The 18,431-nt window shown below is 63.9% G+C and carries 19 protein-coding genes and 1 riboswitch; of the genes, 9 read left to right on the forward strand and 10 right to left on the reverse strand.

Features of this window, described 5'->3' with window-relative positions; all coding sequences use genetic code 11:
* Positions 1 to 116 precede the first annotated feature (116 nt).
* Positions 117 to 1,991: a DEAD/DEAH box helicase gene (locus tag ASG39_RS02165; RefSeq protein WP_062592359.1), complete on the forward strand. Its 1,875-nt coding sequence runs from the start codon at positions 117 to 119 to the stop codon at positions 1,989 to 1,991.
* Positions 1,992 to 2,053: 62 nt separating this feature from the next.
* On the opposite strand, the gene ASG39_RS02170 is transcribed toward ASG39_RS02165, so the two are convergent.
* From ASG39_RS02170 to ASG39_RS02180, 3 genes are all read right to left on the reverse strand, one after another.
* Positions 2,054 to 2,740, reverse strand: a complete 687-nt coding sequence (locus tag ASG39_RS02170) for a sulfite oxidase-like oxidoreductase (RefSeq protein ID WP_062592361.1) — start codon at positions 2,738 to 2,740, stop codon at positions 2,054 to 2,056.
* Between the two features lie 75 nt (positions 2,741 to 2,815).
* Positions 2,816 to 3,073, reverse strand: a complete 258-nt coding sequence (locus ASG39_RS02175) for a DUF982 domain-containing protein (protein WP_062592363.1) — start codon at positions 3,071 to 3,073, stop codon at positions 2,816 to 2,818.
* A gap of 126 nt (positions 3,074 to 3,199) precedes the next feature.
* The gene (locus tag ASG39_RS02180; RefSeq protein WP_062592365.1) at positions 3,200 to 3,928 is read right to left on the reverse strand and encodes a GntR family transcriptional regulator; all 729 of its coding nucleotides are present in this window, start codon (positions 3,926 to 3,928) and stop codon (positions 3,200 to 3,202) included.
* A 244-nt stretch (positions 3,929 to 4,172) separates the two neighbouring features.
* Between ASG39_RS02180 and ASG39_RS02185 the strand changes: the two genes are divergently transcribed.
* The 6 genes from ASG39_RS02185 (at position 4,173) to ASG39_RS02210 (ending at position 10,740) form a co-directional block, all read left to right on the forward strand.
* Positions 4,173 to 5,261, forward strand: coding sequence for an ABC transporter ATP-binding protein (locus ASG39_RS02185; protein ID WP_062592367.1), 1,089 nt, complete (start codon positions 4,173 to 4,175; stop codon positions 5,259 to 5,261).
* A gap of 51 nt (positions 5,262 to 5,312) precedes the next feature.
* Positions 5,313 to 6,608, forward strand: coding sequence for a PotD/PotF family extracellular solute-binding protein (locus ASG39_RS02190; RefSeq protein WP_062592369.1), 1,296 nt, complete (start codon positions 5,313 to 5,315; stop codon positions 6,606 to 6,608).
* A 170-nt stretch (positions 6,609 to 6,778) separates the two neighbouring features.
* A complete protein-coding gene (locus tag ASG39_RS02195; RefSeq protein ID WP_062592371.1) occupies positions 6,779 to 7,699 on the forward strand; it encodes an ABC transporter permease in 921 nt (306 codons plus the stop codon).
* Position 7,700: 1 nt separating this feature from the next.
* Positions 7,701 to 8,522: an ABC transporter permease gene (locus ASG39_RS02200; RefSeq protein ID WP_062592372.1), complete on the forward strand. Its 822-nt coding sequence runs from the start codon at positions 7,701 to 7,703 to the stop codon at positions 8,520 to 8,522.
* A gap of 8 nt (positions 8,523 to 8,530) precedes the next feature.
* The gene (locus ASG39_RS02205; protein WP_062592374.1) at positions 8,531 to 9,271 is read left to right on the forward strand and encodes an aspartate/glutamate racemase family protein; all 741 of its coding nucleotides are present in this window, start codon (positions 8,531 to 8,533) and stop codon (positions 9,269 to 9,271) included.
* A 170-nt stretch (positions 9,272 to 9,441) separates the two neighbouring features.
* Positions 9,442 to 10,740, forward strand: a complete 1,299-nt coding sequence (locus ASG39_RS02210; RefSeq protein ID WP_062592376.1) for an FAD-dependent oxidoreductase — start codon at positions 9,442 to 9,444, stop codon at positions 10,738 to 10,740.
* A gap of 18 nt (positions 10,741 to 10,758) precedes the next feature.
* On the opposite strand, the gene ASG39_RS02215 is transcribed toward ASG39_RS02210, so the two are convergent.
* Positions 10,759 to 11,508: a DUF1194 domain-containing protein gene (locus tag ASG39_RS02215; protein ID WP_062592378.1), complete on the reverse strand. Its 750-nt coding sequence runs from the start codon at positions 11,506 to 11,508 to the stop codon at positions 10,759 to 10,761.
* A gap of 230 nt (positions 11,509 to 11,738) precedes the next feature.
* Here ASG39_RS02215 and ASG39_RS02220 point away from each other — a divergent pair, with 230 nt between their 5' ends.
* Positions 11,739 to 13,028: a glucoamylase family protein gene (locus ASG39_RS02220; protein ID WP_062592379.1), complete on the forward strand. Its 1,290-nt coding sequence runs from the start codon at positions 11,739 to 11,741 to the stop codon at positions 13,026 to 13,028.
* A gap of 39 nt (positions 13,029 to 13,067) precedes the next feature.
* On the opposite strand, the gene ASG39_RS02225 is transcribed toward ASG39_RS02220, so the two are convergent.
* The 4 genes from ASG39_RS02225 to ASG39_RS02240 all read right to left on the reverse strand — a co-directional run bounded on the left by ASG39_RS02225 (position 13,068) and on the right by ASG39_RS02240 (position 15,764).
* A complete protein-coding gene (locus ASG39_RS02225) occupies positions 13,068 to 13,856 on the reverse strand; it encodes a CbtA family protein (protein WP_062592381.1) in 789 nt (262 codons plus the stop codon).
* Positions 13,857 to 14,117: 261 nt separating this feature from the next.
* Complete coding sequence (locus ASG39_RS02230) at positions 14,118 to 14,294, reverse strand: CbtB-domain containing protein (RefSeq protein ID WP_062593342.1); 177 nt, start codon at positions 14,292 to 14,294, stop codon at positions 14,118 to 14,120.
* Positions 14,295 to 14,342: 48 nt separating this feature from the next.
* A riboswitch (cobalamin riboswitch) is annotated at positions 14,343 to 14,606 on the reverse strand.
* Between the two features lie 49 nt (positions 14,607 to 14,655).
* Positions 14,656 to 15,129 carry an SRPBCC family protein gene (locus ASG39_RS02235; protein ID WP_062592383.1) on the reverse strand — a complete coding sequence of 158 codons (474 nt, stop codon included), beginning with the start codon at positions 15,127 to 15,129 and terminating at the stop codon, positions 14,656 to 14,658.
* Positions 15,130 to 15,230: 101 nt separating this feature from the next.
* Positions 15,231 to 15,764, reverse strand: a complete 534-nt coding sequence (locus ASG39_RS02240; RefSeq protein ID WP_156467976.1) for a hypothetical protein — start codon at positions 15,762 to 15,764, stop codon at positions 15,231 to 15,233.
* Between the two features lie 169 nt (positions 15,765 to 15,933).
* Here ASG39_RS02240 and ASG39_RS02245 point away from each other — a divergent pair, with 169 nt between their 5' ends.
* The gene (locus ASG39_RS02245; RefSeq protein WP_062592387.1) at positions 15,934 to 16,437 is read left to right on the forward strand and encodes a ferritin-like domain-containing protein; all 504 of its coding nucleotides are present in this window, start codon (positions 15,934 to 15,936) and stop codon (positions 16,435 to 16,437) included.
* 78 nt (positions 16,438 to 16,515) lie between these two features.
* Here the strand turns inward: ASG39_RS02245 and ASG39_RS02250 are convergent, their stop codons facing one another.
* Positions 16,516 to 17,640: an ABC transporter substrate-binding protein gene (locus tag ASG39_RS02250; RefSeq protein ID WP_062592389.1), complete on the reverse strand. Its 1,125-nt coding sequence runs from the start codon at positions 17,638 to 17,640 to the stop codon at positions 16,516 to 16,518.
* A 6-nt stretch (positions 17,641 to 17,646) separates the two neighbouring features.
* On the reverse strand, positions 17,647 to 18,426 hold the full coding sequence (fhuF, locus tag ASG39_RS02255) for a siderophore-iron reductase FhuF (protein WP_156467977.1): 780 nt from the start codon (positions 18,424 to 18,426) through the stop codon (positions 17,647 to 17,649).
* Positions 18,427 to 18,431 lie beyond the last annotated feature (5 nt).

The raw sequence follows: 18,431 nt of genomic DNA on the forward strand, positions 1-18,431 counted from the left end.
TTACGGATAGAGGGACTAAGAGAGCGCCATGGTATGGGCCGCAGCGTGCGGTCCTCAAGGCATGTGCGCATTCTATCGTGCACGCTGCACGGTTCGAACTTCCGAGAGACAGACATATGACAGAATTCGCAGGGGTCGTTCCGGCGATCGCCGAGGCGTTGACCAAACGCGGCTATTCCACCCTGACGCCGGTACAGGCCGCCGTCATCGAAGCGGAAATGTCGGGTCGCGACGCGCTCGTCTCCGCCCAGACCGGCTCCGGCAAGACCGTCGCCTTCGGGCTCGCGCTCGCCTCGACGCTGCTGGATGGCGCCGATCGCTTCGGCCCGGCCAGCAAGCCGCTGGCGGTGGCCGTCGCGCCGACGCGCGAACTGGCGCTGCAGGTTCAGCGCGAGCTCGAATGGCTTTACGAAATGACCGGCGCCGTGATCGCCGCTTCGGTCGGGGGCATGGACATCCGCAACGAGCGTCGCGCGCTCGATCGCGGCGCGCATATCGTCGTGGGCACGCCCGGCCGTCTCTGCGACCATGTCCGCCGCGGTGCGCTCGATCTGTCCGCCTGCAGGGCCATCGTGCTGGACGAAGCCGACGAGATGCTCGATCTTGGCTTTCGCGAGGACCTCGAATTCCTGCTGGAGACGGCACCGGCCGATCGGCGGACGCTGATGTTCTCGGCCACTGTGCCGAAATCCATCGCGACGCTGGCCAAGAACTACCAGCGCGACGCGCTGCGGATCTCGACGCAGGCCGAGGCGAAGCAGCATCTGGATATCGACTATCGTGCGCTCGTCGTCGTTCCCTCCGATCGGGAAAACGCCATCATCAACGTGCTGCGCTACTACGAAGCGAAGAACGCGCTGGTGTTCTGCTCGACCCGCGCGGCCGTCAATCATCTGACCGCGCGCTTCAACAATCGTGGCTTTGCGGTCGTGGCACTTTCGGGCGAACTCAGCCAGAGCGAGCGGACGCATGCGCTGCAGGCCATGCGTGACGGGCGCGCCCGCGTCTGCATCGCGACCGACGTCGCCGCGCGCGGCATCGACCTTCCCGGTCTCGAGCTCGTCATCCATGCCGACCTGCCGACCAACCCGGAAACGCTTCTGCACCGCAGCGGCCGGACCGGCCGGGCAGGGCGCAAGGGCGTCAGCGCCATCATCGTCACCTCGAACGCCCGCCGCAAGGCCGAGCGTCTGCTGCGGGATGCGCGCATCGAAGCCGACTGGGCAAAGCCGCCGTCGGCCGACGAGGTTTCGCAGAAGGACGACGAGCGCATTCTCTCGGATGCCGCGCTGAACGATCCGATCCGCGAGGACGAGACTGCTTTCGTGCAGCAGGTGCTGGCCGGTCATAGCCCGGAACAGGTTGCGGCAGCCTTCGTACGGCTCGCGCGTGCCGGCCGCTCCGCGCCGGAAGACATCATCGATACGCCAGCCTTCCAGCCGTCCGGCCAAACGTCGGGCCAAGGTGCCGGTGATCGCGGTCCGCGACCGGAGCGGTCCGAAGCGCGAGCGCCGCGGGGCGATTTCGGCGATGCCGTCTGGTTCTCGATCTCCGCCGGTCGCAAGCAGAATGTCGAGCCGCGCTGGCTGATCCCGATGCTCTGCCGCATCGGCCGCATCACCAAGCAGGAAATCGGCGCCATCAAGATGATGCCGGAGAACACGTTCGTCGAAATCGCGCGCGACTTCTCCGACAGCTTCGTCGAGGCGCTCGGCCCCAAGCGCATGCTCGAAAAGGGCATCACCGTGACGCAGCTCGACAGCGCGCCCGATCTGTCTGCCGCCCCGCGCAAGCCGTTCGTCCGCAAGGACAATGCCGCGCCGTCGGACAGCAAGCCGCGCTGGAAAGACGGTGGCGAAAAGTCCGACCGCCCGGACAGCAAGCCCTGGGCAAAGAAGGCGGCAAAGCCCGGCTTCTCCAAGGCTGGCCCAAAGCCGACGGACGATGGCAGCAAGCCTGCCAAAAAGCCTTTCAAGAAAAAGGCCTACTGATCAGCAAAGAGGCTCCGGCGACGATCGCCGGAGCCTCTTTCTTTTTGGACCATCGCCTGTCCTCAATCGTCGGAATAGCGCTGCTCCCGCCAGGGGTCGCCCAGCATGTGGTAGCCGTTCTTCTCCCAGAAGCCGGCACGATCGCCCGTCATGAACTCGATCTTCGTCAGCCACTTCGCGCTCTTCCAGAGATAGAGATGCGGTACGATCAGCCGGGCCGGCGCACCATGCTCGCGGGTCAACGGCTGGCCCTCCCAATCGGTCGCGACCAGCGCATGCTCGCTCGCGAAATCCGCCAGAGGCAGGTTGGTCGTGTATCCGTCATAGCTCGTCAGCATGACATAGGTCGCCTCCGGCTTCGGTGCGACGAGATCCAGCAGATCGTGCGTGGAAACGCCTTTCCAACCGTTGTTGTAGCGCGACCATGTGGTGACGCAGTGGATATCGGACTGGAATTTGCTCTGCGGCAGGGCTTTGAACTGCGCCCAGTCCAGCGTCGCCGGATTTTCGACCGCGCCTTTCAGCGTCAGGGACCAGGTCGCGGTGTCGATGATCGGGTGCTGGCCGAGATCGAGCACAGGCCAGTTCTTCACGAGATGCTGGCCCGGCGGCAGGCGATCTGAGCCTGAACGCGCGACCTGGCCCGAGACCTGTCCGGTCAAGAAGCGGCCTTCTGCCGCCCAGCGCCGTTTGGAGCGTGTCAGTTTCGTATCGTCGGACGGTTCTTCCGGGGGATTTGCGTCCGACATGCTCTGCTCCTGGTGGCGCTTCTAGGGCTCCATGGTCGCCCGACCGGCGGCCTCCCGTCAAGCGGCTGCGACGCTTCAGACGGACTGTTTACGTTTCGCCAGAATGCCGGCCTCGCGGGCTGCGGCCATGAAGGATGCCTGCGCCTTGCGCGGGCTGAGGATACCGTCAAGGGCATCGAGGCAGTGTTGGAGAGCAATGCGATAGGCTCTGCCGGAGCGACCGGCGGGCCAGCCGCGCAGAAACTCCAGGGCGTCCCAAGCGGATGCGATGATGCACTCCTGGCTCTGCTGGAGAATGATCCGGACCGGCTTCGGAAAACGCTTGTAACTCATACTCGCCTCGCATGCTGTCTTTCGTGCGCGTGCAAAACTGTTTCCGGACTGTTTGGTTCCGTTCATTGGTTAACAAAAAATCACGTATTTTTTCAGTGCGTTGTTCGCTCTCGCAAGATCGCTGTCTTAAGGAAGAAGCGCGTCGCGGAGCTCGTTGGCGCGGCGGACGCGCAGGTCGAGATCGGCCTCGATGTGGTGGATATGGTGGACCATCAGCCGGCCCGCGCGATCGATCTGCCCGGCCTCGATCGCGTCGACGATGTCGCTGTGCTCGTTATGGCCGCAGCTCGAGACGGTGGATTGTCCATAAAGCGAGATGACGAGGGAGGAGCGGGCGATCAGCTCGTCCATGAAACGCTGCATGACGGTGTTTCGGGTCATGGCGGCGATGTGCAGGTGGAAGTCTCCCGATGCCTTGATTTCGGCCCGGCGTGCGCTCTGCCCCCGCTCGTTCATCAGGCGACCCTCGTCCAGCAGCAGTTCACGGAGCTGGCGGATATGGGCCGGCGTGATGTGGCATGCAGCCTCGGCGAGAATGCCGGGTTCGATGATGCGGCGCGTCGCGAAGATTTGCCGGGCTTCCTCCGGGGAGGGGTTGGCGACGAAGGCGCCGCGATTGCGCTCGACGGTCACCAGACCCTCATGCGCCAGCGCCTGCAGGGCGCCGCGCACCAGCGTACGGCTCACCTGGAACAGGGCGCCGACATCCGACTCCGTCAGTTTCGTACCCGGCATCAGTCGCCGGTCGACGATCGCATCGCGGATGGCATCCCGAATAGCGCGCTGGCTTCCATCCGCCCTATCTGCGTCAGGTCGCGCGATCACGCTGTCCGGCTTGGTCTGGTGATTGTCCATGGTTGTCTAATCTAATTCAGATGACCATGGGAAAGAAGGGCCATTCGTATCCATAAAATAACGAGATTGTATACGATCTGATATTTTATTCGGCACAATAGATGAAAAATTGGGCGATTTCATTCTCATATGGACGTCACGGTTTGAAGGATTTCGGATAATCATTTGGAAACAATGGACTGACACCTGCCTGTCGAACTGGCACGCTTGATGCATTCTCTCTGTTACCAGAAGGGAATTCGTCATGACCAAAGCGGCAGAGATCGACATCGTATCCGTTTCCAAGATTTACGGAAGCACGACGGCCGTCCATTCCATCAGTCTCAAGATCCCGTCGGGAAGCTATTGCTGCTTTCTCGGGCCGTCCGGCTGCGGCAAGACATCGACTTTGCGGATGATCGCCGGGCACGAGACGATCTCCTCGGGCGACATCCGGCTCGGCAACACGGTGGTGACAGACCTGCCCCCGGCCAAGCGCGGCACGGCGATGATGTTCCAGTCTTACGCGCTGTTCCCGCATCTCGACCTCATCGACAACGTCGCCTTCAGCCTGAAGATGAAGGGCGTGGACAAGGAAGAGCGTCGCGCAAAGGCGCTGGAGATGCTCCGGCTCATGCAGATGGAGCCCTATGCCAACCGCCGCCCGGCCCAGCTTTCCGGCGGACAGCAGCAGCGTGTGGCGCTCGCCCGCGCGCTGATCACCGATCCGGAAGCGCTGCTGCTCGATGAGCCTTTGTCGGCGCTCGATCCGTTTCTCAAGATCCGCATGCGGGCCGAACTGAAGAAGCTGCAGAAGAACCTCGGCATCACCTTCGTGCATGTGACGCACAGCCAGGAAGAGGCGATGGCGCTCGCCGACATCATCGTCATCATGAGCGATGGGCGGATCGAGCAGGCGGCAAGCCCGCGCGAGGTCTTCGAGCGGCCGGCGACGGCCTTCGTCGCGCGCTTCATGGGGGATCACAACGTGCTGACCGGCCGGGTGATCTCCAGCGCCGACGGCGTGCTGACGCTGCAGGTGCCGGAGGGGCAGACCTTCGCCGTCGCGGGCGAGGGCCGGGACGAGGGGTCGCCGATCGATATCGGCATCCGCACCGATCGCGTTCGCCTCAGCGAACCGGCCGAGAAGACGCTCGGCTTCAACGGTGTCGTGTCAAACGTCGAATATCGCGGCGCGTCGGTGAAGATCACCGTCATGGGCGCGGGGTCCGAGGATTTCACCGTCATCGCGACCGATGCGGATTATTTCGAAAAGCCGGTCGCCGTCGGCGATGCGGTCTCCCTCAGCTGGGGCCTCGAAGACGCCGTCCTCCTGGGGGCTGCGGCCGCCTGACGTCTTCAAGCTCATCACGATCCGTCTCACCACAAGAAAAGGGAACAGACTATGACCGAGATCAAGGACACGAAGAAGGCGACGGGCATCAGCCGCCGCGCTTTGATGAAAACAGGGGCTGCGGCCGTCGGCGCCATTGCCGGCTCCGGCGCCATCACCGGTTTTCCGACCATCTGGGCGCAGAACCCGATCACGCTGCGCCAGTTCGGCACCGGCGTTTCCAACATCAACGCCATCGCCGAGAAGTGCAAGGCCGACCTCGGCATCACGCTCGAGATGACGGCGACCGACTCGGATGCTGCGGCCCAGCGCGCGGTGACCCAGCCCGACAGCTACGACATCGCCGACATCGAATACTGGATCCTGAAGAAGGTCTTCCCGGCCGGCGTCATCCAGCCGATGGAAATCTCCAAGCTGAAATATTACGACCAGATCGTGCCCCTGTTCAAGACGGGCAAGCTGACGCCGGACAGCGTGATCGCGCAGGGCACCGCACCGCACACGGTCGGCTATGTGGAGAAGGCCGGGGACAAGACCTTTGCCAAGTCGGAGACCGGTCTCTTCACCATGGTCCCGACCATCTACAATGCCGACACGCTCGGCATCCGCCCGGACCTCGTCGGCCGCGACATCACGTCCTGGGCCGATATCATGGACCCCGCCTTCAAGGGCAAGACCTCGATCCTCAACATTCCCTCGATCGGCATCATGGATGCCGCGATGATCATGGAAGCGCTCGGCAACATCAAATATGCCGACAAGGGCAACATGACCAAGGCGGAGATCGACGCGACGATCGACTTCCTCATCAAGGCGAAGCAGGACGGCCAGTTCCGCGCCTTCTGGAAGTCGTTCGACGAGTCGGTCAACCTGATGGCGTCGGGCGAAGTCGTCATCCAGTCCATGTGGTCGCCGGCCGTTGCCGCCGTCCGCTCCAAGGGCATCGCCTGCAAATACCAGCCGCTCAAGGAAGGTTATCGCTCATGGGGCGGCGGTCTCGGCCTTGCCGCGCATCTGCAGGGCGCGCAGCTCGATGCGGCCTATGAATACATCAACTGGTACACGTCCGGCTGGGTCGGCGGCTATCTCAACCGCCAGGGCTATTACTCCGCCGCCATGGACACGGCCAAGAAGTTCATGACCGATGACGAGTGGGGCTACTGGATCGAGGGCAAGGCCGCCAAGGGCGACATCATGTCTCCGGAAGGCAAGATCATGGAAAAGGCCGGCGCGGTGCGCGATGGCGGCTCGTTCCAAGAACGCATGGGCAAGGTCGCCTGCTGGAACTCGGTGATGGACGAGGACCGCTACATGGTCCGCCGCTGGAACGAGTTCATCGCGGCCTGATGCTGTGCGGGTCGCCCGCGCGGCGGCTCCTCCATCTCCGGCTCTTTCAAGCCGGGCCGATTGCCACAACTTTCCTTCTCCCCGCAGTCTGGGAGAAGGTGCAGGCAGGCGGATGAGGGGAGGCCTCTCACTCCGCTGCGCCTTGAGTCCTCAACGGAGACGACCGCACCATGGCGATCATCGCTGCAAGCAAGCCGACACCGGCGCCGGACGCGCGGGTGCGCACGCCAAAATCCTTCCGCCTGCCGCCGCGCGCCGTCTCCTATCTGCAGTCGGCGCCGCTGATCGCCATTCTCGGCTTCTTCTTTCTCTTGCCGATCCTGATGATCCTGATCGTCAGCTTCTGGGACTATGATTTCGCCGGCCTCTACCCGGATTTCCTGACCATGAATTACGAGGAGACTCTGGGCTCCTGGGTCACCTGGAAAACCTACCTCAACACCCTGAAATATACGGTCGTCGTCTGGGCGCTGACGACGTTCATCGGTTTCTGGGTCGCCTATTTCCTGGCGTTCCACATCCGCACGACGACGATGCAGATGGTGCTGTTCCTCGTCTGCACCGTGCCGTTCCTCACCTCCAACATCATCCGCATGATCTCCTGGATCCCGGTGCTCGGGCGCAATGGCTTGGTGAATTCGACGCTGATCGAGATGGGGATCATTCCGGCGCCGATCGAATGGCTGCTCTATTCCGAGTTCGCCGTCATCCTCGCCATGGTGCATCTCAACACGCTGTTCATGGTGACGCCGATCTTCAACACGCTGATGCGGATCGACAAATCGCTGATCGAGGCGGCGCGCGATGCTGGCGCCAGCGGCTGGCAGATCCTCTGGAACGTCATCATTCCGCTCGCCAAGCCCGGCATCGCCATCGGTTCGATCTTCGTCGTCACCCTGGTCATGGCGGATTTCTCGACCGTGCAGGTCATGTCCGGCGGGCAGAGTGCATCGGTGGCATTGATGATGCGCAACCAGATGTCGCTGCTGCAATATCCGGCCGCCGCCGCCAATGCCGTCGTGCTCCTGATCGTCGTGCTGCTGATGGTCGCCGCGATCCTGCGCGTCGTCGATATCCGCAAGGAGCTGTGAGATGAGCCACGAGAAACGCACCTTCGAATTCTACGTGCTCGCCGCCTTCTTCGCGCTGTTCGTGCTCTTTCTCTATGGCCCGCTGTCGGCGGTTCTCATCCTGTCCTTCCAGGGGCCGAACGGCGGCCTGACCTTCCCGATGAACGGGGTGTCGCTGCGCTGGTTCTACAATCTGTTCGAGCAGCAGGCGGTGGGCAATTTTGGCGCGTCTTTCCGGCGGTCCTTTGCGCTCGGCATCATGGTCATGGTCGTCAACGTGCTGGTGTCGCTGCTCGCGGGCCTCGCCTTCCGCCGCAAGTTCCGCGGCTCGACCACGCTGTTCTACCTCACGGTCGCCAGCCTCGTCGTTCCCTCCATCATCATCTCGCTCGGTATCGGCGTGGTGTTCCAGCAGTTCGGGCTCAAGCCTGCCTGGTATTCCTCGGCCTTCGGCGCGCATCTCACCTGGACGCTGCCCTTCGGCGTGCTCATCATGTTCGCCGTGTTCAACCGGTTCTCGCCGGCCTACGAGGAAGCGGCGCGCGATCTCGGGGCGAGCGCCTGGCAGACCTTCCGCCACGTCGTGCTGCCGATGATCGCACCGAGCCTGATCGGCGTCGGCCTGTTCGGCTTCACGCTGTCCTATGACGAGTTCGCCCGCACGCTGATGACGTCCGGCACCTACAACACGCTGCCGCTCGAAATCTACGGCATGACCACCAATGTCACCACGCCGGTGCTCTATGCGCTCGGCACCGTCACCACCGTCTTCTCCTTCACCGTCATTCTGCTGGCGCTCGGCATCATCCTGATGCTCGGCCGCAAGCAGGCCAAGCTGGTCTGAACCCTCGCATGCGCATCCTCGTCGTCAATCCGAACACCACCGTTTCCATGACCGAGAAGGCGGCTGAGGCGGCGCGTCTCGTCGCCGCAGCGGGGACGCAGATCGTCGCTGCGACCGCCGCGATGGGGCCGGCCTCGATCGAGGGGCACTATGACGGCGCGCTGGCGCTGCCGGGCCTGCTCGCCGCGATCCGGGATGGCGAGGCGGCCGGAGCCGAGGCCGCCGTCATCGCCTGTTTCGACGATACCGGGCTCGATGCCGCGCGGTCGCTCGCCTCCATTCCGGTGCTCGGGCTCTGCGAAAGCGCGCTGGTGACCGCCGGATTCCTCGCGCAGCGCTTCACCGTCGTGACCACGCTGGAGCGCTCCCGCGTGCTGCTCGAAAACCTGACGCGGCATTATGGGTTCGGTGGGCGGGCCAAGGTGCGCGCGGCCGATATTCCGGTGCTGGATCTGGAAAAGGAAGGCTCCGGCGCACTCGACAAGCTGCGCCACCAGATCGAGCGCGCGCTCGCCGAAGACGGCGCGGAGGCCATCGTGCTGGGCTGTGCCGGCATGGCGGATCTGGCCCACGAGCTGCAAACCATCTATCGCGTGCCGGTCGTCGATGGCGTTTCCGCCGCGGTGAAGCAGGCCGAAGCGCTGATCGCCCAGCGGCTGACCACCAGCAAGCGGGGGTCCTATGCCGCACCTCTGGCCAAGCCCTATTCCGGTGTGCTGAGCGACTTCGCACCGGCTATCGCTTCCTGAACCTTCGCACGGGCTGAAGTCGATCACACTTTACCTTTGTCTTTCCGCCTGCCGAGGGAGGCTAGGGAACAAGCGCACGCTCGCGTGTCCTTTCGATCGCGTCCTGCTATATCCTTCGGACAGATGGCCTTGCTTGGCGAACTGTGGCCGGGGATTGCAGAGAGGGTGGCATGAAGCGGGATGTGGATGTGGTCGTGGTCGGGGCCGGCTTCACGGGATTGGCGGCAGCACAGGCTCTGGCCGATCGCGGGCTGTCGGTTCAGGTGCTCGAGGCCCGGTCCGACGTCGGGGGGCGCGTCCGGTCGTTCCTGACGTCGGACGGCGTGCGACGGGATGCCGGCGGACAGTTCATCTGTGACGACATGCCGGAGGTCACGGCCCTTGTCCGCGAGGCGCCCCTCGATCGTGTCGAAAGCCGGTGGAAGGGCGCATCGAAGACCGTGTCGGCCACGGCGTCCCGGCGGATCGCCCAGCGCGACAACATGCTGTTTGCAAAGATGGAAGCGGCCGATCCTGCGGACCCGGCGCTTGCCGGCCTCTCCATCACCGACTGGCTGGACAGGCAGGACGCGACAGACGAGGCGAAGCGGCAGTTTTTGAGCATGGTGCACGGCCTCTGGTGTCTGCCGGCGGATATCATCCCGTTCTGGTATCTCGTGGACAGCGACCGTCGGAACACCGCCGAGGTCTCGGAGCTTCAATACTTTCTGAAGGAAAGCGCGGCAGCGCTCGCCGAGGTCATGGCCGGGCGGCTGCAGCGCTCTCTTTGTCTCTCCACGCCTGTTTCGAGCATTCGGCGGGAGGAGGATCATGTCGTGGTGATGGCCGGCGACCGGCAGATCACGGCGCGGCATGCGCTCGTTGCGGTTCCGCCCGTGCGTGCGCGCGACATCGTCCAGCATCCGCCGCTGCCGGAGCCGCTTGCCCGGGCGCTCGGCAGCTGGCGGAGCGGGGCCGTGATCAAGATCCTGCTGCGCTATCCCGCACGCATCTGGTCGCCTTCCGTCTCTTCCGGAATTTCGTGGGACGATGTGAGCGGGCTCTATGCGTTCGACGTCAGCCAGGACGAGGATCACGCCGGTTTCGTGGTGTTTGTCGGCGGTCCGCTGGCGCTGGACTGGCGCGCCCGGGGCGAGGCCTATATCGCGCGGACGGTGGGAGAACGGATGGCCGCGTTGCTTGGTCCCGACGCGCCGGTGCCGGTCGAGTTCATCCTGCACGACTGGACGGACGACCGCTGGAGCGGCGGCGGCTATAGCGACGTGATCGTCGATCCCGCAGCCTACGATGCCGAGGCGGTTTTGCGCGCGGGCGTTGGCCGCGTGGCGTTTGCCAGTTCCGAGCTGTCTCCGTCCTTTCCCACCTATATCGAAGGCGCGATCATTGCGGGACGGCTTGCGGCCGGGCGTATCGCCGATCGGCTTGCGCGCGAAGATCTGGCTCTGGAAGACGGGACCGCGGAGCGCTGACCGAAGCCGTGAGCCCGCTCACTTGTCGAAAAAGCCGGGGCGCAGCTTCTCGCCGATCAGGCAATCCGTCGCGGCCGGGCTTGCCGCAGGGATGACGCGGAACGGCGGTTGGCGCCCGCTCACCTCCATCACCAGCTTCTGCCGGATGGCAACGCCGAAATCGTCGGGATTGTGGATCGGCAGGACGAAGGAGCCCGGCCCGCCGATGACGCAGTCGCCGTAATAGCGGTCGAGCCGGACGCCGACGCCGGTCGGACGGATGATGATGGCGAGGCCGTTGACGATGATGCCGCTGCGCACCGCCGTATCCCGCGCGGGCACGACCGGTGGCCCGAGATTGTTGGGCCCGTCGCCCGAGACATCGATGACACGGCGCTGGCCTGCGAAGGCGTTGGTATCGATCATGCCGCTGGCATAGGTCAGCGCGTTGGATATCGAGGTGCCGCGACGGGTGGTGACGGGCCTTGCGGCGATCTCGTCCGCAAAGGCCGCAGCGTCCGCGGCCGACGCGATCACGCGCCAGTCCACGCGCGAACTTTCATTGACGCTCCCGGCCCATTCGAAATAGCTGATGACGATCTCGCCGATCCGTCCGCCGCGCACGGCGTCGATGAATTCCTTGTGGCGCAGGGCGTCGAGGTAACCCGCGCGCTGGATACGGGCCTCCTCGATATCCATCGATCCGGACATGTCGACGGCGAGAACCAGCTCGACATCCACCTCCCGCGCGACACGTGCGGCAGCCGTGTGGTCGGAGACCGTTTCCATCGCGTAAGGCGTCGGTTGAATGCCTTGATTGCTAAGGCTCATCAGCAATGCAATTCCCGCCAAGATCATGTCATCCAATCCCCGCTTCGCCCCGTAGAAGCGAACATTAACACAACGGGTGATGGCGGCGACCGCTAAGCGGCTGCAGGAAGTCAACACTCGGTGAGACCATAAATTTTTGAGCACGAGAGATGTGGTACCCAAAGCGTGCCGACATCTAAGGAGTTGGAATGCTTTTCAAGGATACGACCGATGTCGGCTTGATCGACCGATTTCAGCTGGGCGCGTTCCGGTACTTCATGCGGTATACCCATCCGGAAACGGGTCTCGTGGCCGACAGTTCGCAGGACGGTTCGCCGGCCAGCATCGCTGCAACGGGCTTCGGTCTGTCCGCGCTCCCGGTCGGCGTCGAACGTGACTGGCTGTCGCGCGAAGACGCTGCGACGCGTGCGTTGACGACCTTGCGGTTCCTTCGCGACAGCGAGCAGAGCCGCGATACGCTGGCCACGGGTTACAAAGGTCTCTACTATCATTTCCTGGATATGAAGACGGGACGGCGAGCGTGGCGGAGCGAGATTTCGCTGATCGACAGCGCGCTTCTGATCGCCGGCGTGATCACGGTCGGTGCGTATTTTTCCGACAATACGCCGGCGGAGAAGGAAATTCGCGATATCGCCGACATGATCTATGCGCGGGCCAACTGGGCCTGGGCGCTGGACGAGCAGGATGCGCTGGCGCTCGGCTGGAAGCCGCGCAGCGGTTTTCTTCCCTTTCGCTGGCATGGCTACAGCGAAGCGATCATTCTCTACACGCTGGCCCTGTCGTCGCCGTCCTATCCCATCCCGCCGAAGAGCTACCTGGCTTTCGGCAACCAGTGCGACTGGAAGGAGATGCAGGGCAAGCCGTTCCTCTCTGCCGGACCGCTGTTCATCCATCTCTTCTCGCATGCCTGGATCGACTTTCGGGGTATCCGCGATGCGGCAATGACGGAACATGACAGCGATTACTTCGAGAACACGCGTCTCGCCATCGATGTCCAGCGCGACTATGCCGCGCGAAACCCCGAATCCTTCGTCGGTTACGGTGAGGATTGTTGGGGCCTGACGGCCTGCGACGGCCCGGAGCGGTCGCGTCGGCTGCGGGACGGTCGCCAGCAGAATTTTTCGGGCTATGCCGCAAGAGGTGCGCCAGACGGACCGGACGACGGAACGCTTGCGCCCTGGGCGCCGCTTGCCTGCCTGCCCTTCGATGAGGCCGCGGCCCTTGCCGGAACGCGGCATATTCTCGATGCCTATCCAGGCGTGGTCGAAGAGGATGGCTTCATCGGCAGCTTCAATCCGAGCGTTCCCGCCCGCACGGCCGAGGGCTGGATGAACACGCGGCGGATCGGGCTCGATCAGGGAATTCTCCTGATGATGATCGAGAATCACAGGACCGGATTGTTCTGGAACCTCTTGCGCCAGTCGGTGCCGATCCGGCGCGGGTTGAAGCGCGCGGGGTTTGAGGGCGGCTGGCTGTAGGCCGGATCGCGGCGACCCGACCTGACGCGTCCGTCGCCATCATGCCGTATTCAGAAAACGATCGTTGATGGCGCCAGATACGGCTCCCAGCACGAGCCAGAAGGCCAGCGTGGTCGCAAGCGCGGCCACCGCGAACTCCGCGCCGAGAACGGCAGGAACGGGGCTTGCGAGGTCGCCGGGCTGTGGCGCGCCATAGAGGTGGGGCAGTGCGAGAAGTCCCAGACCGGCAGCCTTTGCCCAGATCTCCTTTCGCAGCGCGATGAGACCGAGCCCAAGCGCCGAGAGCACCGTAGCCATGAGCCACCAGATCTGGCGATCGCCGAGATCGCCTGCCGGAAAGCCCGGAAGTTCCGGCGGGAGGCCGAGGGCCGGCAGCATGTGAACCGACAGCCAGCCGAGCGCGCCCCAGACAAGGCCGTTCCGCATGGTTGGCGGTGTGCTCGTCACCAGGCCGAGGCCGGCGAGAAGGAGGCCGAAACCTGCACCCGTGACCAAATTGGCGATCAGCGTGCCGGAGAAGCGGCTCAAGCCGAACATGATGCCGCCATCCGCGTGCCCTGCCTCCTGGCCCGCGCTTTCATGCGCATAGGCCGGCGTGACGAGCTGGAGCGCGGATGCAAGGGAAGGGAAGAGCGAGCCGCCGGCGCGCGACGAGTGCTCGTGTGCCGCCGGGTACCCCTCGGCTTCCGGCGCTCCCGGTAGGGGCGCAGTCTCGTAGGTTTCCGCTTCCAGTATGAGCGGGACGACGCGAAGCTCCTGGGCGGCTGTCATGAAGCTGCCCGCAATAAGGCCGGCGCAGATGGCGGCCAGCAGTGTTTTGACGATCATGGATAGTCCTTTTCAAGCAGCACCTTGCGGTCTGCTCTTGGATCCTTGTTGAGACTTTGCTGGAGGCCTGACGTCTAGGCTCGGCGCGGTTCCACGAAGCGACGCGGGCGCGGGGAAGCGATGCCGATCCGGCATGCCTCCACTGCGCGCAGCCGATCATCGGACGCGCGTCTGCCTTGACGCTCGACGGCTCGCACGGACGCGCGCCTCTGACGCAAAGGCGAAGTCACGACCAGGCGCGCGATCGGAGACTCGCGAGCCTTAGTGGCAGGGGAAGCCGAACGAGTGGCGGACGTCGTGGGCCGTGTCGTGCAGCACGGACGAATTGGCGAGCCCCGCTCCAAACACGAGAAACGCCCCGATGAACAAGGACAGGAAACCCGCAATCATGCGGTCATTGAGGGAAAGCGAAACGCCGGATGCGTTGGTAACAGCCATGACAACCTCCGTGATGGCAGCGTGGGACATGTCCCACTCATTTGGGCGAAATGCCCGACATCAAGCGGCAGGTGTCCTGGCTCGCGGCGTCTGATGCCGGCTGGCATCGTCGGATCTTTCTCGCCTTCCCGCAGATCGGAGTTGCCTCGTCTCCGCAGTGGCTTCTACCGGTCGCCCGGCATGAAAGACCCTGACCGCTCTACAGTCGCGGGGTCGGCCGTGATGAAGGTGCCGCACTGGGTCCACCCGTCACGTTCCCATTTACTCCCCGGATGGTGTGTCATCCGGAGAACCTCTTGATAAGGGTCACTATGACGCGTGCAGGGCGTGTGTCAATTGGCCCCTGGGATGGTGCCGCGCCTTACAGCGTCGCGGCGAGAGCGGCGAGTTGATCGGCACACTGGCCCCAGCCTTCGTGAAAGCCCATCTGCTCGTGCGCGTCGCGGTCGGTCTTCGTCCAGTGCCGGACACGGGCCGTGTAGCGCGTCCCGCCGTCCTCCGGCTCGAAGGTGATGATGCCGGTCATGAAGGGCTTTTCCGAAGGCGTCCATGCATGGATATAAGCGTCGGTGAAGACGATCTTCCGATCCGGAACGATCTCGAGATAGACGCCGCGATTGGGCATTTCCTCACCCTCGGGGCTCTGCATGACGATGAGGTTCGCACCTCCTACGCGCAGATCGATCTCGGCCGACGCGATCGTCCAGGGCCTGGGGACGAACCATTGCCGGATCAGGGCAGGCTCCGTCCAGCATCGGAACAGGGCATTCGGCGATGCGGCGATGTGGCGGGTGATGACGAGGTCGCGATCGTCGGCGGTGGTCTGTTGGGTCATGCGCGTGATCCTGGAGCGGCGGGACGGTTTTGCCGAGTTTCCGTCATCCCGCGCTGACTGTCGAGACCCTCAAGAGACGCATCTTCTCGCGATCGGGTCCGTCACGGACCGGCGGGCGACGACTGGATTTTCACGATCGCCGTGGTCCAGCGCGGCGCTTCCGGCGGGCCTGCGCGCGGTGCGGGGAAAACCAGCGAGGTGCGAAGTGCCGCGGATTGACCGGGCGGTATGCGGGCGATGATCAGCGCGTCGTCGCGGCCGATCGTCCGGCATGTGCCGGCAGGGCAATCGTCCAGCGTCACGTCGAGGGTGAAATAGTCGAGGAAAGCCGTGCTGTCGTTGTGCACTGTTCCGGTCACGACATAGCTGCTGGCCGGTGTGCTCTTTTCGAACTGGAGGTTCTCCAGTCGGATCTGGTTTTCCCCGATCGTTGCGACAGGGCGATCCGTCGTGACCGGCGACAGGGGCTCGCGCGGTGTTGCATTATCGTCGGTCCACCAGACGACGAAGGCACTGATAAGGCCGACCGCGACGAGCACGGAGAGAACGGGCTCCGCCAGCTTGCGAAACCGCGGCTCCCAGACCGCAAGCCCGACGATCAGCAGGCTTGCAGCAGCGAGCAATATCCAAAGCATCAACGTCCTCCCCATGCCCTTTCATATAGGAACTAGGGCGCCGGGGTCAAAGCGGAGCGGGCGAATCAAAACGGGAACAAAGGACGGATCGTCTAGTTCCTCAACCGCACAAACACCTTTGAACCACCGCGGCGAGACATCGTGCGCGGACCCACGAAAGGAACGAACAATGGCTGGGAAAGCACTCGAAGATCTGTTCCACGACATGCTCAAGGACGTCTATTACGCCGAGCGCAAGATCGTGAAGACGCTTCCGAAGATGGCCCGCGGCGCACAGAGCCCGGAATTGAAGGCCGCTTTCGAAAAGCACCGTGAAGAAACCGAAGGCCAGATCGAACGCCTGCAGCAGGTTTTCGAGATCTTCGGCAAGCGCGCCACCGGCAAGACCTGTGCCGCCATCGAAGGCATCATCGAGGAAGGCGAGGAAGTCCTTGAGGAATTCAAGGGTTCGCCGGCCGTCGATGCCGGCCTGCTCGCCACGGCACAGGCCGTCGAGCATTATGAAATGGCACGCTACGGCACGCTGAAGACATGGGCGGGCCTCCTGGGTCTCGACGAAGCCGTGAAGCTGCTGGACGAGACGCTGAAGCAGGAAGAAAAGACCGACGCCGATCTGACGAAGCTGTCGAAGGCCGTCAATGCCAGCGCCATGGCCAAGGCGAAGGCTGCCTGAGCCATCGACTTTTCTGGTCAAAAACAACGCCGGCCGGATTGCTCCGCGCCGGCGTTGTCACGCGTGGATCTCCGCGTCTCACTCCTTGAGGCTGATCCAATAGGCGCCCTCGAATGGGACGGCGGCGAAGCGGGCATTGATGTCAGCCAGCGTCGCTGCGGGGTCGAGTTCTGCGAAGAGCTCCGGCCGTAGCCAGCGGGCGAATGCCTCGGCTGCCAGGATGTTGAGCGGCACCGCATTGAAGAAATTCCAGAGGCCGTGGACCCGCCCGTCGCGCACGCCCTTGAGGTTGGAGAGGATGGGGGCGGTGACGACCTGCTTCAGCGTCCTGCGGGCGTCGTCGTCGGTCACGCCCGGGCCGATCGAAAACGTGCTGTAGGTGCCGCCGGGGGACCCTGTGGCGATATAGACCTCGGGATCGGCGGCGATCAGATATTCCGTACTGACGATGCCGCCCTGGGCGGGCAGATTGCCGTCGGCGATGTTCCGGCTGCCGGTGAGACCGATGAAGGCGCCAAGGCCGCCTGTGCCATAGGCATAGCAGCATTTGTCCGGATTGGGGAAGGCATCCATCAGCACCGTCGGGCCCGGTGCCGTTGCCTGTGCAACCCGGTCGCGGATGCGCTGCAGGCGCGTTTCGTAGAACGTCGCAAAATCCTCCGCCTGCGCTTCCCGGTCGAGCACGGCACCGAGGAGGCGCATGGCGGAAGGGGTATTCTTCAGGGCATCGCTGTTAAAATCGACAACGATGACGGGGACACCGGTGCTCTCCAGATAGTCGATGGCACGCTTGCCGAGCTCCGTATCGGCCTGCCAGTTCGCCAGGATGGCAAGATCGGCCTTCAGCGACAGCATGGTCTCGAAGGACAGGCCGTCACCGGTGCCGTCGCCGATGGTCGGGAGCTTGGCGATATCGGGAAAACGCTTCTCGAAGGCGGCATAGATGTCCGGATTATCGCCCTTCATGTCGCCGGACCAGCCGGCCAGAAGGCTGACAGGGTCCGGATGAATGAGCGAGAGGGCAACGAGGTTGAAGCCGCTGCCGAGCAGGATCGCCTTCGGCTTCTCCTTGATCGTAACCGTGCGGCCGATCGAGTCCGTGACCGTCAGCGGGTAGGTCGTTGCGGAGGCCGGGCCGGACGAAAGGATGCCGAAAAGCGAGACGAGACAGACGAAAACGGCGGAGAGGCGGAGCGGGTGCATCGGGTGTCAGTGTCCTTGTTGCGCAAGCTCGCCGCGCTGGCTCGGCAGGGCGCAGAGCGCGCCGCAGCTTGGAATGCCCGGAAGGAGGTAGCGCAGGCAACAGACCTTGCGGCGACAGACGGTCGTTTCGCCTGCGGGCTCGTGCCGGAGACAGCCGCGAAAAGGGTTCGCGGTGCCGTCGGCCAGCACCGGCTGCTCGAACAAGGGACGGGAGGCCCAGGCATCGGCGCCGCCCGTCGGGGCCGTCGCGTTGAACGCGTAGTCGATATAGACGGCCGCATTGTTCCAGGCGAGCTTCGGTGCCAAGCCGGCGGCGGTTTTCATTGCGGCAATCACAGCGGCGAGATGACGGTGGACGAGGGGCACGACGTAGCCATCGGGTCCGTCGCCCGCATCGTCGTCGTTCCAGTCTCCCTCGGTCTCCAGGCCGAAGGCACGGGGCAGGCCGTCTTCGGCCAGCGCGATGGTCATGCTGGCAAGATCGACCGGCAGGACGTGATCGGCGCGGCGGGCGACGATGAAGGGGATCGTCAACGCGGCGAAGTAATAGAGCGACCACATGGAGGCCACCGCCCGGCGGTCGCTGCCGCCGTGGGTGTCCGCGTAGCGATCGAGCGCCTCGGTGAAGACTGACGAGGAAAAAAACCCGGCGAGGGGCAGCGCGCCCTCCAGATCCCGCGACAGCATCATCTTTTCACCGCACCAGGCATGTTCGCCGGTGAACACGGATTTCAATCCCGGTGGCCGGAAGGCTTCGTTCATCGAAGAGGGAGGGGTCTCGATCATCCGGG

Origin of the sequence: Rhizobium sp. Leaf371 (assembly GCF_001424045.1) — a bacterium.
Lineage (GTDB): Bacteria > Pseudomonadota > Alphaproteobacteria > Rhizobiales > Rhizobiaceae > Ferranicluibacter.

Excerpts from the sequence above, each read along its gene's own strand:
- ASG39_RS02185 (WP_062592367.1), top strand. The coding sequence starts at position 4,173 with ATGACCAAAGCGGCAGAGATCGACATCGTATCCGTTTCCAAGATTTAC.
- ASG39_RS02175 (WP_062592363.1), bottom strand. The coding sequence starts at position 3,073 with ATGAGTTACAAGCGTTTTCCGAAGCCGGTCCGGATCATTCTCCAGCAG.
- ASG39_RS02210 (WP_062592376.1), top strand. The coding sequence starts at position 9,442 with ATGAAGCGGGATGTGGATGTGGTCGTGGTCGGGGCCGGCTTCACGGGA.
- ASG39_RS02220 (WP_062592379.1), top strand. The coding sequence starts at position 11,739 with ATGCTTTTCAAGGATACGACCGATGTCGGCTTGATCGACCGATTTCAG.
- ASG39_RS02205 (WP_062592374.1), top strand. The coding sequence starts at position 8,531 with ATGCGCATCCTCGTCGTCAATCCGAACACCACCGTTTCCATGACCGAG.
- ASG39_RS02180 (WP_062592365.1), bottom strand. The coding sequence starts at position 3,928 with ATGGACAATCACCAGACCAAGCCGGACAGCGTGATCGCGCGACCTGAC.
- ASG39_RS02250 (WP_062592389.1), bottom strand. The coding sequence starts at position 17,640 with ATGCACCCGCTCCGCCTCTCCGCCGTTTTCGTCTGTCTCGTCTCGCTT.
- ASG39_RS02200 (WP_062592372.1), top strand. The coding sequence starts at position 7,701 with ATGAGCCACGAGAAACGCACCTTCGAATTCTACGTGCTCGCCGCCTTC.
- ASG39_RS02240 (WP_156467976.1), bottom strand. The coding sequence starts at position 15,764 with ATGCTTTGGATATTGCTCGCTGCTGCAAGCCTGCTGATCGTCGGGCTT.
- fhuF (WP_156467977.1), bottom strand. The coding sequence starts at position 18,426 with ATGATCGAGACCCCTCCCTCTTCGATGAACGAAGCCTTCCGGCCACCG.
- ASG39_RS02230 (WP_062593342.1), bottom strand. The coding sequence starts at position 14,294 with ATGGCTGTTACCAACGCATCCGGCGTTTCGCTTTCCCTCAATGACCGC.
- ASG39_RS02215 (WP_062592378.1), bottom strand. The coding sequence starts at position 11,508 with ATGGAAACGGTCTCCGACCACACGGCTGCCGCACGTGTCGCGCGGGAG.
- ASG39_RS02170 (WP_062592361.1), bottom strand. The coding sequence starts at position 2,740 with ATGTCGGACGCAAATCCCCCGGAAGAACCGTCCGACGATACGAAACTG.
- ASG39_RS02235 (WP_062592383.1), bottom strand. The coding sequence starts at position 15,129 with ATGACCCAACAGACCACCGCCGACGATCGCGACCTCGTCATCACCCGC.
- ASG39_RS02225 (WP_062592381.1), bottom strand. The coding sequence starts at position 13,856 with ATGATCGTCAAAACACTGCTGGCCGCCATCTGCGCCGGCCTTATTGCG.
- ASG39_RS02165 (WP_062592359.1), top strand. The coding sequence starts at position 117 with ATGACAGAATTCGCAGGGGTCGTTCCGGCGATCGCCGAGGCGTTGACC.
- ASG39_RS02195 (WP_062592371.1), top strand. The coding sequence starts at position 6,779 with ATGGCGATCATCGCTGCAAGCAAGCCGACACCGGCGCCGGACGCGCGG.
- ASG39_RS02190 (WP_062592369.1), top strand. The coding sequence starts at position 5,313 with ATGACCGAGATCAAGGACACGAAGAAGGCGACGGGCATCAGCCGCCGC.
- ASG39_RS02245 (WP_062592387.1), top strand. The coding sequence starts at position 15,934 with ATGGCTGGGAAAGCACTCGAAGATCTGTTCCACGACATGCTCAAGGAC.